12 protein-coding genes are annotated in these 16,019 nt (G+C 73.0%); 6 read left to right on the top strand and 6 right to left on the bottom strand.

Annotated features, from left to right (window positions below):
• Positions 1-23 precede the first annotated feature (23 nt).
• Genes dgoD through APR03_RS11135 form a run of 3 tightly spaced genes read right to left on the bottom strand, consistent with a single transcriptional unit; the run spans position 24 to position 2,808 of the window.
• On the bottom strand, positions 24-1,172 hold the full coding sequence (gene dgoD / locus APR03_RS11145) for a galactonate dehydratase (RefSeq protein WP_253835680.1): 1,149 nt from the start codon (positions 1,170-1,172) through the stop codon (positions 24-26).
• A gap of 50 nt (positions 1,173-1,222) precedes the next feature.
• Positions 1,223-1,843: a 2-dehydro-3-deoxy-6-phosphogalactonate aldolase gene (locus APR03_RS11140; RefSeq protein ID WP_253835678.1), complete on the bottom strand. Its 621-nt coding sequence runs from the start codon at positions 1,841-1,843 to the stop codon at positions 1,223-1,225.
• Positions 1,840-2,808, bottom strand: a complete 969-nt coding sequence (locus APR03_RS11135; protein WP_253835676.1) for a 2-dehydro-3-deoxygalactonokinase — start codon at positions 2,806-2,808, stop codon at positions 1,840-1,842. Before APR03_RS11135 ends, APR03_RS11140 begins: the two co-directional genes overlap by 4 nt.
• Before the next feature lie 72 nt (positions 2,809-2,880).
• Between APR03_RS11135 and APR03_RS25230 the strand changes: the two genes are divergently transcribed.
• Positions 2,881-3,663: an IclR family transcriptional regulator gene (locus APR03_RS25230; protein ID WP_253835674.1), complete on the top strand. Its 783-nt coding sequence runs from the start codon at positions 2,881-2,883 to the stop codon at positions 3,661-3,663.
• A 23-nt stretch (positions 3,664-3,686) separates the two neighbouring features.
• Here the strand turns inward: APR03_RS25230 and APR03_RS11125 are convergent, their stop codons facing one another.
• Together APR03_RS11125 and APR03_RS11120 are read right to left on the bottom strand one after the other, a co-directional pair.
• Positions 3,687-5,432 (bottom strand): ABC transporter ATP-binding protein, encoded by a 1,746-nt coding sequence (locus tag APR03_RS11125; protein WP_253835672.1) that lies wholly within the window; start codon positions 5,430-5,432, stop codon positions 3,687-3,689.
• Entirely contained in the window at positions 5,429-7,282 is a 1,854-nt protein-coding gene (locus APR03_RS11120; protein ID WP_253835670.1) for an ABC transporter ATP-binding protein, read from the bottom strand. Before APR03_RS11120 ends, APR03_RS11125 begins: the two co-directional genes overlap by 4 nt.
• Positions 7,283-7,355: 73 nt before the next feature.
• On the opposite strand from APR03_RS11120, the gene APR03_RS11115 reads away from it, so the two are divergent.
• Entirely contained in the window at positions 7,356-7,763 is a 408-nt protein-coding gene (locus APR03_RS11115; protein WP_253835668.1) for a DUF3817 domain-containing protein, read from the top strand.
• Between the two features lie 67 nt (positions 7,764-7,830).
• Positions 7,831-8,988 carry a MalY/PatB family protein gene (locus APR03_RS11110; protein WP_253835666.1) on the top strand — a complete coding sequence of 386 codons (1,158 nt, stop codon included), beginning with the start codon at positions 7,831-7,833 and terminating at the stop codon, positions 8,986-8,988.
• Positions 8,989-9,067: 79 nt separating this feature from the next.
• On the opposite strand, the gene APR03_RS11105 is transcribed toward APR03_RS11110, so the two are convergent.
• Positions 9,068-9,970 carry an SURF1 family protein gene (locus tag APR03_RS11105; protein WP_253835664.1) on the bottom strand — a complete coding sequence of 301 codons (903 nt, stop codon included), beginning with the start codon at positions 9,968-9,970 and terminating at the stop codon, positions 9,068-9,070.
• 144 nt (positions 9,971-10,114) lie between these two features.
• Here APR03_RS11105 and APR03_RS11100 point away from each other — a divergent pair, with 144 nt between their 5' ends.
• From APR03_RS11100 to APR03_RS11090, 3 genes are read left to right on the top strand one after another with little or no spacing between them, the layout of a single operon-like run.
• The gene (locus tag APR03_RS11100) at positions 10,115-12,604 is read left to right on the top strand and encodes a phosphoketolase family protein (protein ID WP_253835662.1); all 2,490 of its coding nucleotides are present in this window, start codon (positions 10,115-10,117) and stop codon (positions 12,602-12,604) included.
• 34 nt (positions 12,605-12,638) lie between these two features.
• Positions 12,639-14,744, top strand: a complete 2,106-nt coding sequence (pta, locus tag APR03_RS11095) for a phosphate acetyltransferase (RefSeq protein ID WP_253835660.1) — start codon at positions 12,639-12,641, stop codon at positions 14,742-14,744.
• Positions 14,741-15,958 (top strand): acetate/propionate family kinase, encoded by a 1,218-nt coding sequence (locus tag APR03_RS11090; RefSeq protein ID WP_253835658.1) that lies wholly within the window; start codon positions 14,741-14,743, stop codon positions 15,956-15,958. Before pta ends, APR03_RS11090 begins: the two co-directional genes overlap by 4 nt.
• Positions 15,959-16,019: the final 61 nt, after the last annotated feature.

The raw sequence follows: 16,019 nt of genomic DNA, 5'->3' as shown, positions 1-16,019 counted from the left end.
CACCCTGGGCGCGGAGTCGGCGCTCACCACTCGGCGAACGACCCGTCGGCGTGCCGCCACACGGGGTTGCGCCACCGGTGCCCCTCGGCGGCGCGCTCGCGCACGTACTCCTCGTCGACCTCGATCCCGAGGCCGGGGCCGCGCGGGATGGCGACCGACCCGTCGACGTAGTCGAAGACCGACGGGTCGACGAGATAGTCGAGCAGGTCGTTCGAGGTGTTGTAGTGGATGCCGAGGCTCTGCTCCTGGATCACCGCGTTGTAGGCGACGGCGTCGAGCTGGAGGCACGCGGCGAGCGCGATCGGGCCGAGCGGGCAGTGCGGCGCGACGGCGATGTCGTAGGCCTCGGCCATCGCGGCGATCTTGCGCACCTCGGTGATGCCGCCCGCGTGGGAGAGGTCCGGCTGCACCACGTCGACGACGCCGGACGTGATGACGTCCTTGAAGTCCCAGCGGGAGAACAGCCGCTCGCCCAGCGCGATCGGCGTCGCCGAGCCGCGCAGCACGTCCGCGATGCCGTCGACGTGCTCCGACAGCACGGGCTCCTCGACGAACATGAGGTGGAACGGCGCCAGCGCCTCGAGCAGCACGCGGGCCATGGGGCGGTGCACGCGGCCGTGGAAGTCGACGCCGATGCTGACGTCCGGGCCGACCGCCTCGCGCACCGCCGACACGTTGGCGACCACCGTCTCGACCTTGGCGCGCGTGTCGAGGTACTGCAGCTCCTCGGGGCCGTTCATCTTGACCGCGGAGAACCCGCGGTCGACGGCGGCCCGCGCCTGGGCGGCTGTCTCGGCCGGCCGGTCGCCGCCGATCCACGAGTAGACCTTGATCCGGTCGCGCACGCGGCCGCCGAGCAGCTCGTGCACGGGCGCGCCGAGCGCCTTGCCGGTGATGTCCCAGAGCGCCTGGTCGATGCCGGCCAGCGCGCTCATGTGCAGCCCGCCGCCGCGGTAGAACCCGGACCGGTACAGCACCGTCCAGTGCTCCTCGATGCGACGCGGGTCCCGGCCGACCAGGTAGTCGCTGAGCTCCTCGACGAGCGCGGCGACGGTCGCCGCCCGGCCCTCGAGCGTGGCCTCGCCCCAGCCGACGACGCCGGTGTCGGTCTCGATCCGCACGAACAGCCACCGGGGCGGCACGGCGAACGTCGTCACGGAGGTGATCTTCACGGGGGTCCTTCCGAGGTGGGGTGGGGTGGGGGCCGCCGAGGGCGGGTGCGTTACAGGGCGGCACGGGCCGTGTGCCAGGCGGCGACGAGGGCGGCGGCCCGGCCGGCCACCGTCGACGCGGTGTCGCCCGGGCGGTACAGCGACGTGCCGATCCCGGCCCCGGCAGCGCCCGCCCGTGCCCAGTCGGCGAGGTTGCCCGCGTCGACGCCACCCACCGGCACGAGGCCCGTGCCGCCGGGGAGCACGCTCGCCCACGCCCGCATGCCGTCGACGCCGACCGCCGTGCTCGGGAACAGCTTGACCGCGCGCGCCCCGGCGTCCAGCGCGACGAAGGCCTCGGTCGGCGTCGCGGCCCCGGGGTAGCTCTCCAGGCCGAGGCGCACGGTCTCGGCGACCACGTCGGCCCGCGTGTTCGGCGACACGATCAGCGAGGCGCCGGCGTCGGCGGCCCGGCGGACGTCGTCGGGCGTGAGCACGGTGCCCGCCCCGACCCGGCTCGCGGCGGGGACCGCGGCGCGGATGCGGCGGATCGACTCCAGCGGGTCGGGCGAGTTGTAGGGCACCTCGACGGCGTCGAAACCCGCGTCGAGCACCGCGGCGGCGATCTCGACGGCCTCGTCCGGGGTCACGCCGCGGAGGATCGCGACGAGGCCGGTGTCGGGGTAGGTCATGCGGCCTCCTGTGGGTCGGCGGGGTCCGGCACCAGGCCTGCGTCGCGTGCGACGCGCCACAGCCCGACCACGGCGGCGTCCGGACCGACGACACGCACGCGCGCACCGTGACGCTCGAGCGCGTGGCGGTACCGGCCGGCGGTCGATTCCGGCCCGCACAGCGCGACGACGTCGCCCGCCGCGCGCAGCCCGTGCCGCACCTCGGCGCCGACGAGCAGGCCGGACACGTAGTCGGCCACCTCCGTGGGGTCGAGCCGGCCCGCGAGCACGAGCGTGCGCGCGGTGAACAGCAGGGCGGGCAGGCCCCGGTCGTCGCCGTGGTCGCGCTCGGTGTCCAGCCCTCGCACGAACGCGCTCGTGACGTCCGGCGCCGGGTCGCCGTCCGCGAGCCGCGCGAGGATGCTGTCCCGCAGCAGCAGGCCGTACAGCTCGCCGGTCATGGCGGTGGTGAACCCGGTGACGCGCGCCCCGTCCAGGCGTACCCACTTCGAGTGCGTACCGGGCAGCACCACGGTCGACGGCGGGTCGTCCGCCAGCGCGAGCACACCGGCGAGCTGGACCTCCTCGCCCCGCATGACGTCAGGGTCGGCGCCCGCGACCCGCAGTCCGGGCACGAGGTGCACCGTGACGCCGTGGGCGGGCACGGCGGTGAGCCGGTCGGCCAGGGAGTCGAGGGTCGCGGGGACGTCGACGTAGCCGGCCTCGGCCCACCCGTGGTTCGACCCGGCCATGCCGGCGCAGAGCACAGGCAGGCCGGGGTACGCGGCGAGCCACGGTCCGCACCTCTGCTCGAACACCGACTCGAACGCCCGCGCGCGGTTCGCGGCAGGGACCCCGTCGGCCGAGACCGCGAGCGCCCCGTCGTCGGAACGGACCGTGTCGAGCACCCCGCCTGCGCCGTCGAGCAGCCAGGCACGGAACGTGGTGCTGCCCCAGTCGAGGGCGACGAGCGCGGCGTCGGGCATGTGCGGGACGGTAGGCCGCCGGTCCCGGTCCTGGGAACCGCGTCCCCATAATCGGGACGGTACGGTGCGACTGTGGCCACCTCCCCCGCACCGCCGCCCGGCACGCAGACGCTCGCGCGCGGGATCGCCGTGGTCGACGCCGTGGCCCGCGGCCGCACCCGGCTGCGCGACATCGCGGAGCAGACCGGCGTGGGCCGCAGCACCACGCACCGCCTGCTCCAGCTCCTACGCACCACCGGGTATCTCCGCCGGCTCGACGACGGTGCGTACGCCCTGGGTCCCGCCCTGATCCAGCTCGGCTACCAGGCGCTGCAGGAGAACCCGGTGACGGCCGTCGCCGCGCCGGTGCTGCGCGCGCTCGCCGAGCGGGTGCGCGACACCGTGCACCTCGCGATCGAGGACCGGGGTCAGGTGCTCTACCTCGAGAAGATCCCGGGGACGCGCGGCGCCGTGATGCGCTCGCAGATCGGGCACCGCATGCCGCTGACCCGCACGGGCATCGGCAAGGCGCTCCTGCTGGACAGCCCGGACCGCTGGCGGGACCAGTTCCTCGCCGAGCGACCTGCCGCGGCCGACGACGGCCTGGACCGGGACGTGCTCACCACCGACGCGTTCGTCGAGGTCATGCGCGCCTCGGCGGCCCGCGGGGTGGCGTTCGACCTCGAGGAGAACGAGCCGGGGATCCTCTGTGTCGCCGCGCCGGTCCGTGACGCCTCGGGCGGCATCGTCGCGGCGGTAAGCGTCACCGCGACGCGTCCGTTCATGCCGCCCGAGCGGCTCGAGGCGCTGGTGCCCGTGGTGCGCGAGGCGGCGGGTCGGGTGTCGGCGGGCCTGGGCGCCCCGACGGGCACGTAGCGGCCCGGCGCGGCGGGCCGGGCCTACTCGTGCTGCCAGCTGTGCCAGAGGCTCGCGTACTCGCCGTTCGCCGCCACGAGCTCGTCGTGCGCGCCGATCTCCGTGATGCGCCCTCCGTCGAGCACCGCCACACGGTCGGCGTCGTGCGCCGTGTGCAGGCGGTGCGCGATCGCCACGACGGTGCGCCCCTCGAGCACCGCGTTGAGCGACCGCTCCAGGTGCCGCGCCGCCCGCGGGTCGAGCAGGGACGTGGCCTCGTCGAGCACGAGCGTGTGCGGGTCCAGCAGCACCAGCCGCGCCAGGGCGACCTGCTGCGCCTGGGCCGGCGTGAGCTTGTGTCCGCCCGAGCCGACCTCGGTCGCGAGCCCCTCGTCGAGCGCCTCCACCCAGCCGTGCGCGTCGACCGCGCGCAGGGCGGCCAGGAGCTCCGCGTCGTCGGCGTCGATCTTGGCCAGCCGCAGGTTGTCCGCCAGCGAGCCCACGAAGACGTGGTGCTCCTGGGTCACGAGCGCCACGTGCTTGCGCAGGTCCTCCAGGGGGAGGTCCACCAGCGGCACCCCGCCCACCCGCACCGTGCCGCCCGTGGGCGGGTGGATGCCGGCGAGCATGCGGCCCAGCGTCGACTTGCCGGAGCCCGACGGGCCCACGATCGCCAGCCGCTCCCCCACCCGCAGGTCGAGGTCGATGCCGTGCAGCACGTCGGTGCCCTCGCGGTAGGCGTAACGCACCCCCTCGCCCCGGACGTGCTCGTCGGTGGGCACGGCGGTGCCGGCGACCCGGTCGGTGGGCACCAGCCGGACACCGATGATCCGCGACAGGGACGTCGCGGCCACCTGGATCTCGTCGAGCCAGAAGATGAGCTCCCAGACGGGGCCCTGCAGCTGGTAGGTGTACATGACGATGCTCGCGACGCCGCCGATCGTCACCGTGCCCTCGGAGGCGAGGTAGCAGCCCCACACGAGCACGGAGATCGGCGCGATCATGAACGCGAAGTCCACGCCGGGGAACAGCACCGTGCGCAGGAAGAGGGTCCCGCGCTCGGCCTGGAAGGCCTCGTGCAGGTCGTCGTCGCCGCGCGCGGTGCGCCGCCGGCCGATCTTCAGGGCGTCGACCGTGCGGGCGCCCTCGACCGACTCGGTGACCGTGCCGTCGAGCTGCGCGTACGCCGCCGACTCCCGCTGGTAGGCGGGTGTGGCCCGCTTGAGGTACCAGCGGGCCACGGCGACCAGCACCGGCACGCCGACGAGGATGGCGACGGCCACGAGGGGCGCCAGGACGAAGCTCACCGCGATGGTGAGCACCAGCGTGACCACCGCGACCACGAGTCGCGGCACACCGAAGCGCACGGCGTTCTGGATGCGGCTGACGTCCCGGGTCGTGCGGGCGATGAGGTCGCCCGTGCCCGCGGTCTCCACCGTCGACAGCGGCAGGGACGTGACGGTCTCGACGAACTCCTCACGCATGTCGGCGAACACCGTCTCGCCGAAGACCATCGCCCGGCGCTGCGCGAACCGCGTGATCAGCGACTGCAGCACGATCGCGCCCACGGCGAGCAGCACCAGGTCGCGCGCGGCCTCGAGCGTGATGCCCTCGGTCACGCCGTCGACGAGCCGGCCGAGCACGAACGGCCCGGCCAGGCCCGCCACGGCGGCCACCGTGTTCGCCACCGTGATGACGACCAGGGGCGCCCGGTGCCGCCCCAGCAGCCGACGTGTGTACGCCCAGGTCTGGGCGGCGTCGGCGATCGGCAGGATCTTTCCCGTGCTCATGCCGTGCCTCCTTCCTGTGCGTTCGCGCCCAGCAGGGCGTCGAGCTCCTGGTCCAGCCCCGCGGCCTCGTCGTCCTCCGCGAGGGAGCGGCCGACCACGCGCCGGTAGCGCGCGGCCGCCTGGCCGCCCGGGGCGTCCGGGGCCAGGTCGAGCAGCTCGCGGTGCGTGCCGCGGGCCGCGACGGTGCCGTCGTCGAGGAACAGCACCTCGTCCACGTGGTCGAGCACGAGCGGGCTGGCCGTGACGATCAGCGTGGTGCGGCCGCGGCGCCACTCGGTGAGCCGCTGCGCGATCCGCGCCTCGGTGTGCGCGTCGACCGCCGACGTGGGCTCCACCAGCACGAGCACCTCCGGGTCGGTGACCAGCGCCCGCGCGAGCGCGACCCGCTGCCGCTGGCCGCCCGACAGCGAGCGCCCCTTCTCCGGGATCTCGCCCTCGATGCCGTCCGGCAGCGACTCCAGCACGTCGTGCGCGTCGGCCACGTGCAGGGCGCGCAGCAGCGCCTCGCGGTTCGCGGCGTCGCGCACGTCGAGCTCGCCCGCGAGCCGCCCGGAGAACAGGGCGGGCGTCGCGTCGGCGACCACGACCCGGTCGCGCAGGGCCTCCTTGTCGAGGTCGGCGAGCCGCACGCCCCCGAGGGTGACCGGCGTCGCCGTCTCCGCCTCGTCGTCGAACCGGCCCATCCGGATCGCGACCTGCGCCGACTCGTCCGGGTCTGCGCTGACGAGCGCGAGGACGCGGCCGGGCTCGAGCGTCACGCCCGTGGTCTCGTCGACCAGCGCCACGTCGGGCGGCGGCATGGTCGCCGACGAGCCGGTCGCTCCGGTGGCGGGCACCACCTGCAGCACCTTGACCACCTTGCCCGCGGCGACGTGCGCCTTGGTCACGACGTTGACCGACTGCACGAGCAGGTGCACCGGCCAGGACAGGAACGACGCGTACCCGTAGAACGCGACGAGCTGCCCGGTGCTGATGCGCCCCGCGATGGCCTCGGCCGCGCCGAGGTAGACGACCAGCGCGATGAACAGCCCGGGCAGCAGCACCTGCAGGGCGTCGAGCACCGACTGCGTGCCCGCGACGTCGACCCCCGCCTGCCGCACCTTCTGCGACTGGTCGCGGTAGCGGCCGGTGAAGACCTTCTCGCCGCCGATGCCGCGCAGGATGCGCAGGCCGGAGACGGTGTCCGCGCCGAGCGTGGTCAGCCGGCCCTGCGCGTCGCGCTGCTTCTTCTGGTGCTTCTGCAGCGGCTTGACGAGCAGGGCCAGGACAGCGGCGACGACAGGCAGGCCCAGGGCGATCACCAGGCCGAGCGTGAGCGACTGGCGCAGCATGAGCACCACGACGATCGTGTATGTGGCGACGCTGCCGAGCGTCTGCCCCAGGACGGCGAAGACCTCGCCGATCCGCATGGTGTCGTTGGCGACCGACGAGACGACCTCGCCCGTCGGGAGCTCCTTGGTGATGTTGTGGCCCGAGCGCGCGACGGTGCGGGTCACGAGCTGCGAGGTGCGGAAGGCCGCGTGCATCCACGCCGTGATGTCCCACCGGTGGCCGATCGCGTTCGAGGCGATCCACACGACCCCGACGCCGCCCATGACGGCCACCCAGCTCCACGTGGTGCGGCTCAGCCCCGACCCCGTGGCGCTGTCGATGACGTGGCCCAGCAGGTAGGGCTGGAACGCGCTGCACGTGAAGGAGAGCACTCCGAAGAACATGGCCACGAGCAGCACGTGGGCCTGCTTGCGGGCGAGCCACAGCAGGAGGGTGAGCGGACCGCGCAGCGGCGGTGTGCCGGGATCGGCGAAGGGGAGGGAGCGCACGACGAACACCGTACGGACGACCACTGACATCGATCCACGCTTTATCCACAGGCCTGAGCGGTGCGGTCCGGGACGCTCGGGAAAAGGCATATCCTCGATTGCTGTGAGTACCCCGCAGACCGCTCCCGAGATCTCCGCCGAGGCGGCCGCCACGGCCATCCGCAAGGCCCGTGGCGCCATGGCGCGCTACCGCTTCATGGCGCTCGTCACCGGTGTCATGCTGCTGGTCCTGTGCGTCGAGCTGGGCATCAAGTACGGCGTGGGCGCGGTCACCGACGTCGACGGCGTCCTGCCGTTCATCGCGTGGGTGCCGTTCGCGCACGGCTGGATCTACGTCGTGTACCTGGTCACGGTCGCCGACCTGTGGTCGAAGATGCGCTGGGGCTTCGGCCGCCTGGTCACGATGGTGATCGCCGGCGTGGTCCCGGTCATGTCGTTCGTGCTGGAGAAGAAGATCCACGCCGAGGCCGACGCCAAGCTGGCCACGCTCGAGGCGCGCTACCTCTCCTGACCCGCGGGGCCCGTTCACGGACCGGGCGCCTGCGCGGACCGTCCCGGCGGCCTGTTTCAATGCGCGGGTGAATGCTCACGCCTTCGACGCCATCACCGCCGACGACCTCCGCAGGGCCGGCAGCCTCAAGTGGACGGCCTATCCCGACGCCCTCGGTGCCTGGGTCGCGGAGGCGGACTTCCCCGTCGCACCGCCGATCGCCGCCGCGCTGCACGACGCCGTCGACCGCGGCCTGCTCGGCTACCTCCCGCCCGATCTGGTGCGGGGCACCAGCGAGGCCTACGCCTCGTTCGCCGCCGACCGGTACGGCTGGACCGTCGACCCCGCGCGCGTCCGCCCCGCCTCCGACGTGCTCACCGTGCTGGAGCACACCATCCGGCACTTCTCGCGGCCGGGTTCGCCGGTGATCGTGCCGACGCCGTCGTACATGCCGTTCCACACCCTGCCGGGCGAGCTGGGCCGCGAGGTGCTTCAGGTGCCGATGGTGCGCGACGAGGCGGGCCGCTACACCTACGACCTGGACGCCCTCGACGCGGCGTTCGCCGCGGGCGGCCACCTCATGATCGTCTGCAACCCGCACAACCCGATCGGCCGCGTGCTGGAGCCCGCGGAGATGCTGGCCGTCGCCGAGGTCGTGGACCGGCACGGCGGGCGCGTCTTCTCCGACGAGATCCACGCCCCGCTGGTGCACCCCGGCCGCAGGCACGTGCCGTACGCGTCGCTCAGCGAGACGACGGCGGGCCACACCCTCACGGCCACGTCCGCGTCGAAGGCGTGGAACCTGCCGGGCCTCAAGTGCGCCCAGGTGGTGCTGTCGAACGACGCCGACGTGAAGCTCTGGGACGAGGTGGGCGAGCGTGTCGAGGAGGGCGCGTCCACGCTGGGCATCCTGGCGGGCGGGGTCGCCTATGCCGAGGGACGCGAGTGGCTCGACGACGTCCTCCCGTACGTGCAGGGCAACGCGGCCCGGCTGGGCGAGCTGCTCGCCGGGTCGCCGATCGGCTACCGGGCCCCCGAGGGCACGTACCTGGCCTGGCTGGACTGCCGGGGTCTGGACCTCCCGGGCGACGCGGCGACGTACTTCCGCGAGCGCGCGGGCGTCGTCCTGGTCGACGGCGCGGACTGCGGTGACGCCGGCCGCGGCTTCGTGCGGTTCAACCTCGGGCTGCCGCGTCCGCTCCTGGAGCAGGCGGTCGGCCAGATGCTGGAGAGCCTCCCGGCCTGACCTCCTCTTCGAGACCGAGGTTGCTTCGCTTTGAGGCCGCTCAAAGCGAAGCAACCTCGGTCTCGAAGAGGTGAGAGGCTCACGCAGCCGGCAGGCCCGCGATGCCCGTGTCCGCGTCGGTAGGCGGGCCACCGCGGCGTCCGCCCGCCATCTCGTCACGGACCAGGCGCACCCAGAGCAGAACCGCGAACCCGCCGAAGACCCACCACTGCAGCGCGTAGAAGATGTTCTGCAGGTTGGCGCCGGTGCCGCCGTCGATCGTGGGCCGCGGCAGCGCCACCACTCCCCCGTCCACGGGCGAGCCCGGGCCGTCGGTCGCCACGAGGTAACCCGTGTAGATGGGCCCGCCCCACTCGTTGACCAGCGCGCTCAGGGCGATCTGCTCGGTGCGGTCGCCCTCGACGGCAGCCCTGCCCGACGTCGACTCACCCACCTGGAGCCAGCCCGTCAAGGTCACCTCGCCCTCGGGTCGCACCAGGACCTCGGCGTCCGCGGGGCGCTGCACCCAGCCCTGCACCACGGCCAGCACGGGCGGGCCCGACAGGTCGGCCCAGGAGGCGCCGCCGGTGCCGTCGTCGGACACACGGAACGGCGTGAGCACCAGGTAGCCCGTGTGCCCCTCGAGGGCTCGGCCGGGGACCAGGAGCGCGCCGTCCGGCTCGAACCGGCCGGTCACCTGCACCTCCCGGCCCACGAGCTCGCCCGGGAAGCTCTCCTGCGGTGCCAGCACGTCGCCCAGCCAGGACGGTCCCGCCGCCGCGGCCTCCGCCGCCTCCTGCTGCGCCGCGAGCGCCGCCCGCTCGTACGCGCGGTCGAGCTGCCAGGCACCCAGCCGGCCGCACACGAGCGCGGCCAGCAGGAACACGAGGAGCAGCCCGATCATGCGGGGCTGCCGGGCCACCTGGAGGAAGCCGCGACGCTCCGGCAGGGCGTCGCCGGCCGACCCCGTCGAGGCGGGTGTGCTGGGGGCACTGACAGGCATGCCTCAACCGTAACCGCCCCGGTGACCTCGGACGCACCGACCGGACGAGTCGCACGTCACCCGGCACAGCCCTCGCGTGCACGGCGGTTCTGCGTTCGAATGATCACGCAGCCACACGTACCCCCGCACGTAGGAGCGTGAGCGATGACGACGACGACAGTCCCCGACTCCCCGGCCACCGGATGGCGCGCCACCGGGGTCGCCCAGCTCGAGCCCGCGGAGCTGGAGCGGATCGACGCGTGGTGGCGGGCGGCCAACTACCTCTCGGTCGGCCAGATCTACCTGCTCGACAACCCGCTCCTGCGCGAGAAGCTGACGCCCGACCACGTCAAGCCGCGCCTGCTCGGCCACTGGGGCACCACGCCGGGCCTCAACTTCCTGTACGCGCACCTGAACCGCGCCGTCGCGCAGCGGCAGCAGCCGACCATGTACCTCACGGGCCCCGGCCACGGCGGGCCGGGTCTGGTCGCGTCCGCCTACCTGGACGGCACGTACTCGGAGGTCTACAGCGACATCACGCAGGACACCGAGGGTGTGCGCCGGCTGTTCCGGCAGTTCTCGTTCCCCGGCGGCATCCCGAGCCACGTGGCGCCCGAGACGCCCGGCTCGATCCACGAGGGAGGTGAGCTCGGGTACGCCCTGAGCCACGCGTACGGCGCGGCGTTCGACAACCCGGACCTGCTGGTCGCGGCCGTGGTCGGCGACGGCGAGGCCGAGACCGGCCCGCTGGCGACGTCCTGGCACTCGAACAAGTTCCTCAACCCCGCCCAGGACGGCGTCGTGCTGCCGATCCTGCACCTCAACGGCTACAAGATCGCGAACCCGACCGTCCTGGCCCGCATCCCGCAGGACGAGCTGCGCGACCTGATGGTCGGCTACGGGTACACACCGCACTTCTTCGAGGGCGGCTACGACGAGGACGAGTCGCCGCTCGACGTGCACCGCCGGTTCGCGACGCTGCTCGACGAGGTGCTCGACGAGATCGCGGCCATCAAGGAGCGTGCGGCGGACGGCGACCTGAGCCGCCCCGCCTGGCCCATGATCGTGTTCCGCACGCCCAAGGGCTGGAGCGGTCCGGCGGAGATCGACGGCAAGAAGACCACCGGATCGTGGCGCGCGCACCAGGTGCCGCTCGCCAACGCCCGGGACACGCCGGAGCACCTGGCGGTGCTGGAGACGTGGCTGAGGTCGTACCGGCCCGAGGAGCTGTTCGACGACGAGGGTCGCGTGCTGCCGGAGATCACCGCGCTGGCGCCGCAGGGTGCGCTGCGGATGAGCGCCACCCCGCACGCGAACGGTGGCCTGCTGCTCAAGGACCTGCGCCTGCCGGACTTCCGCGACTACGCCGTGGACGTGCCGGTACCCGGCGGGTCGACGTCGGAGGCGCCGCGCGTGCTGGGCCAGTGGCTCACCGACGTGATCCGGCTGAACCCGGACAACTTCCGCATCTTCGGCCCGGACGAGGTCGCCTCCAACCGCCTGCAGGCCGTGTACGACACGACGGACAAGCAGTGGAACGCCGAGTTCATCGGGCCGGAGGTGGACGAGCACATGGCCCGGGCCGGCCGGGTCATGGAGATGCTCAGCGAGCACCAGGTGCAGGGCTGGCTGGAGGGCTACCTCCTGACCGGCCGGCACGGCCTGCTGACCAGCTACGAGGCGTTCATCCACATCATCGACTCGATGTTCAACCAGCACGCCAAGTGGCTCAAGGTCACGAACGACATCTCGTGGCGGCGGCCGGTCGCCTCGCTGAACTACCTGCTGTCCAGCCACGTGTGGCGGCAGGACCACAACGGTTTCAGCCACCAGGACCCCGGGTTCATCGACCACGTGGTGAACAAGAAGGCCGAGATCGTGCGGGTGTACCTGCCGCCGGACGCCAACACGCTGCTGTCCACCTACGACCACTGCCTGCGCAGCCGGCAGTACGTCAACGTGGTCGTGGCCGGCAAGCAGCCCGCGCCGAACTTCCTCGACATGGAGGCGGCGATCGAGCACTGCACGCGCGGCCTGGGCATCTGGGAGTGGGCGGGCACGGAGACGGCGGGCGAGAAGCCGGACGTGGTGCTCGGCTGCGCGGGCGACGTGCCGACCATGGAGGTGCTCGCCGCCGCCGACATCCTGCGCCGCGAGCTGCCGGACCTCAAGGTGCGCGTCGTCAACGTCGTCGACCTCATGCGGCTGCAGGACGCGACCGAGCACCCGCACGGTCTGACCGACCGCGAGTTCGACGGCCTGTTCACACCCGACCGGCCCGTCGTCTTCGCCTACCACGGCTACCCGTGGCTCATCCACCGCCTCACCTACCGGCGCACCGGCCACGAGCACTGGCACGTGCGCGGGTACAAGGAGGAGGGCACGACGACGACGCCGTTCGACATGGTCATGCTCAACGACCTCGACCGGTACCACCTGGTGATCGACGTCATCGACCGGGTGCCCTCGCTCGGCAGCACCCAGGCCGGGCTGCGCCAGCGCATGCAGGACGCCCGGATCCGGGCCCGCGCCTGGACCCGCGAGCACGGGGACGACATCCCCGAGGTGCGCGACTGGGTGTGGCCCGACGCCCAGGACCAGGCCGACTCCGGGCAGGTGGGCGCTACGCTCGGCACCGGTGGAGACAACGAGTAGCAGCAATTCCCACGAAGTGAACACGGAGCGGCATGTGACCGGTACGACCCGCAGCATCGTCATCGCAAGCCCGGAGGGCGAGAGCGGGAAGTCGACGGTCGCGCTCGGTGTCCTCGACCTGCTGGTCCGCAAGGGCCGGCGGGTCGGGGTGTTCCGGCCGGTCTCGCGCGCCACCGAGTCCGAGGGTGCGGGCGGTGAGCGCGACCACGTGCTGGAGCTGCTCCTGGAGCACGACGGCGTCGACATCGCGTACGACGACGCCGTGGGCGTGACCTACGCCGACGTGCACGACGACCCGGAGGACGCGCTGGCGCGGATCGTGTCCCGGTTCCACGACCTGGCGGAACGCTGCGACGCGGTGGTGGTCCTCGGCACGGACTACACCGACGTGGCCGGGCCCACCGAGCTCTCGTTCAACGCGCGCGTCGCGGCGAACCTGGGCGCGCCGGTGCTGCTGGTGGTGTCGGGCCGCGAGCGCACCCCGGACGGCGTGCGGGCGCTGGCCGACGTGAGCCTCGCCGAGCTGGCGGCGCACCACGCGCAGGCGATCGGCCTGGTGGTCAACCGCGCGGAGCCGGACGACGCCGCGCAGATCCGCGCGGTGCTGGAGCGGGCCCAGCCCGACGTGCCCGTGTGGACCATCCCCGAGGAGCCGTTCCTGCAGGCCCCGACGGTCGCGCAGCTCCTGGACGCCGTGGACGGCACGCTCGTGCTGGGCGACCCCGAGCTGCTGAGCCGAGAGGCGCTGGACCTGCAGGTGGGGGCGATGAGCTTCGAGCACCTGCTGGAGCGGCTGACCGACGGCGCGGTGGTCATCACGCCCGGCGACCGCATCGACCAGCTCATCGGGCTGCTCGCCACCCACCTCACGCCGTCGTTCCCGTCGCTGTCCGGGATCATCCTCAACGGCGGGTTCTATCCCCAGGGCCGGCCCGCGGAGCTGCTGGAGGCGATGCGGCCCCGGCTGCCGATCATCACGACGCCGCTCGGCACCTACCCCACGGCGCGCGCCGCGGCGACCACGCGGGGCCGCGTGGACAAGGACTCCGTGCGCAAGGTCGAGGTCGCCCGCTCCCTGTTCGAGCAGCACGTCGACGCCGCTGCCCTGGCCGCGCGGCTCGACCTGCCGCGGCCGCAGGTGGTCACGCCGCTGATGTTCGCCTACCAGCTCATCGAACGGGCCCGGGCCGACCGCCGGCACATCGTGCTGCCCGAGGGGTCCGACGACCGCATCCTGCGAGCCGCCTCCACGGTGCTGGCGCGGCAGATCGCGGACCTCACGATCCTCGGCGACGAGGAGCCGATCCGGGCCCGCGCCGCCGAGCTGGGCCTCGACATCGCGGCCGCCCGCGTGCTGTCTCCGCACGACCCGGAGCACGTCGAGAAGTTCGCCGCCGAGTACGCCCGGCTGCGCGCCCACAAGGGCATGACGGTCGAGCGCGCGCGGGAGATCGTCACCGACGTCTCCTACTTCGGCACGATGATGGTGCACCTCGGGCTCGCCGACGGCATGGTCTCCGGCGCCGCGCACTCGACCGCGCACACCATCCGGCCGTCGTTCGAGATCATCAAGACGAAGCCGGGCACGTCGTCGGTGTCGTCGGTGTTCTTCATGTGCCTGGAGGACAGGGTGCTCGTGTACGGCGACTGCGCCGTCATCCCCGACCCGACATCCGACGAGCTCGCCGACATCGCCGTCTCGTCGGCCGCCACGGCGCGGCAGTTCGGCGTCGAGCCGCGCATCGCCATGCTGTCCTACTCGACGGGCGAGTCCGGCACGGGCGCCGACGTCGACAAGGTGCGCACCGCCACGGGTCTGGTCCGTGAGCGCGCCTCCGAGCTCCACGTCGAGGGCCCCATCCAGTACGACGCCGCCGTGGACGCGTCGGTCGCGGCGTCCAAGCTGCCGGGGTCCGACGTCGCGGGGCGGGCGACCGTGTTCGTGTTCCCCGACCTCAACACGGGCAACAACACGTACAAGGCGGTGCAGCGCTCGGCGGGCGCCGTCGCCGTCGGCCCGGTGCTGCAAGGACTGAACAAGCCGGTCAACGACCTGTCCCGCGGGGCACTGGTGGAGGACATCGTGAACACCGTGGCGATCACGGCCATCCAGGCACAGGGCAAGGGGGTCGTCGCGTGAGCACGGTGCTGGTACTGAACTCCGGGTCGTCGTCGCTGAAGTACCAGCTGCTCGACCCCGCGTCGGGCGACGTGAAGATCACGGGCATCGTCGAGCGCATCGGCCAGGCCAAGGGGTCGGTCACGCAGAAGGCGAACGGGGAGACGATCGAGCGGAACCTGCCGGTCCCGGACTACCGGGAGGCGCTGGCCATCCTCGGCCGGCTGTTCGAGGAGGTCGGCCTGCCCATCGCGGAGGCGGGCATCACCGCCGTGGGTCACCGGGTGGTGCACGGCGGCGACGTGTTCACCGAGCCCACCCTCGTGGACGACGACGTCGTGGCCGCCATCCGCGATCTGATCCCGCTGGCACCGCTGCACAACCCGGCCAACCTCACGGGCATCGAGGTGGGTCGCGAGTTCCTCGACGTGCCGCACGTGGCCGTCTTCGACACAGCGTTCTTCGCCGACCTGCCGGAGGTCGCCTCGACGTACGCGATCGACCGGGAGGTCGCGGCCGAGCACCGCGTGCGGCGGTACGGGTTCCACGGCACGTCGCACGAGTACGTCTCGTCCGTGGCCGCGGCGCACCCCGCGGTCCAGGAGAAGCTCGCGGCCGAGGGGCGGACGCCGGACTCGCTGCGGCAGGTGGTGCTGCACCTGGGCAACGGGGCGTCGGCGTCGGCGATCCTGGGTGGCCGGCCGATGGACACGTCGATGGGGCTGACGCCGCTCGAGGGCCTGGTCATGGGTACCCGCTCGGGCGACATCGACCCCGGTGTGGTGTTCCACCTCATGCGTGAGGGGATGTCGGGCGAGGACGTCGACACGCTGCTGAACAAGAAGTCCGGCCTGCTCGGGCTCGCCGGCGAGAGCGACATGCGTGAGCTGCGCGCCCTGGCCGACTCCGGCGACGCCGCCGCCCGGCTGGCGCTGGAGGTCTACCTGCACCGGCTGCGCAAGTACGTCGGCGCGTACGCGGCGGTGCTGGGCGGGATCGACGTGCTGACGTTCACCGCCGGGGTCGGGGAGAACGCGCACCCGATCCGCTCCGGCGTGGTGCGCGGGCTGAAGTTCCTCGGGCTGACGATCGACCCTGCGGCGAACGAGGCGCGGTCCGACGAGGCGCGGGTCGTGTCGGTGCGGGGTGGTGCCGAGGCGCCGCTGGTGATGGTGGTGCCGACCAACGAGGAGCTGGCAATCGCGCGGCAGGCGGTGGAGGTGGCGGGGGGCTGAGCTTGGGCGTGTGACCGGGCGGCTCGCCGTAACAACGAAACATATGCATCGGACAGAGAAC

Source organism: Promicromonospora thailandica (genome assembly GCF_024171955.1).
GTDB lineage: Bacteria > Actinomycetota > Actinomycetes > Actinomycetales > Cellulomonadaceae > Promicromonospora > Promicromonospora thailandica.
Note: the sequence above shows the minus strand (reverse complement) of the source record. Positions and strands in the feature narration are given on the sequence as shown.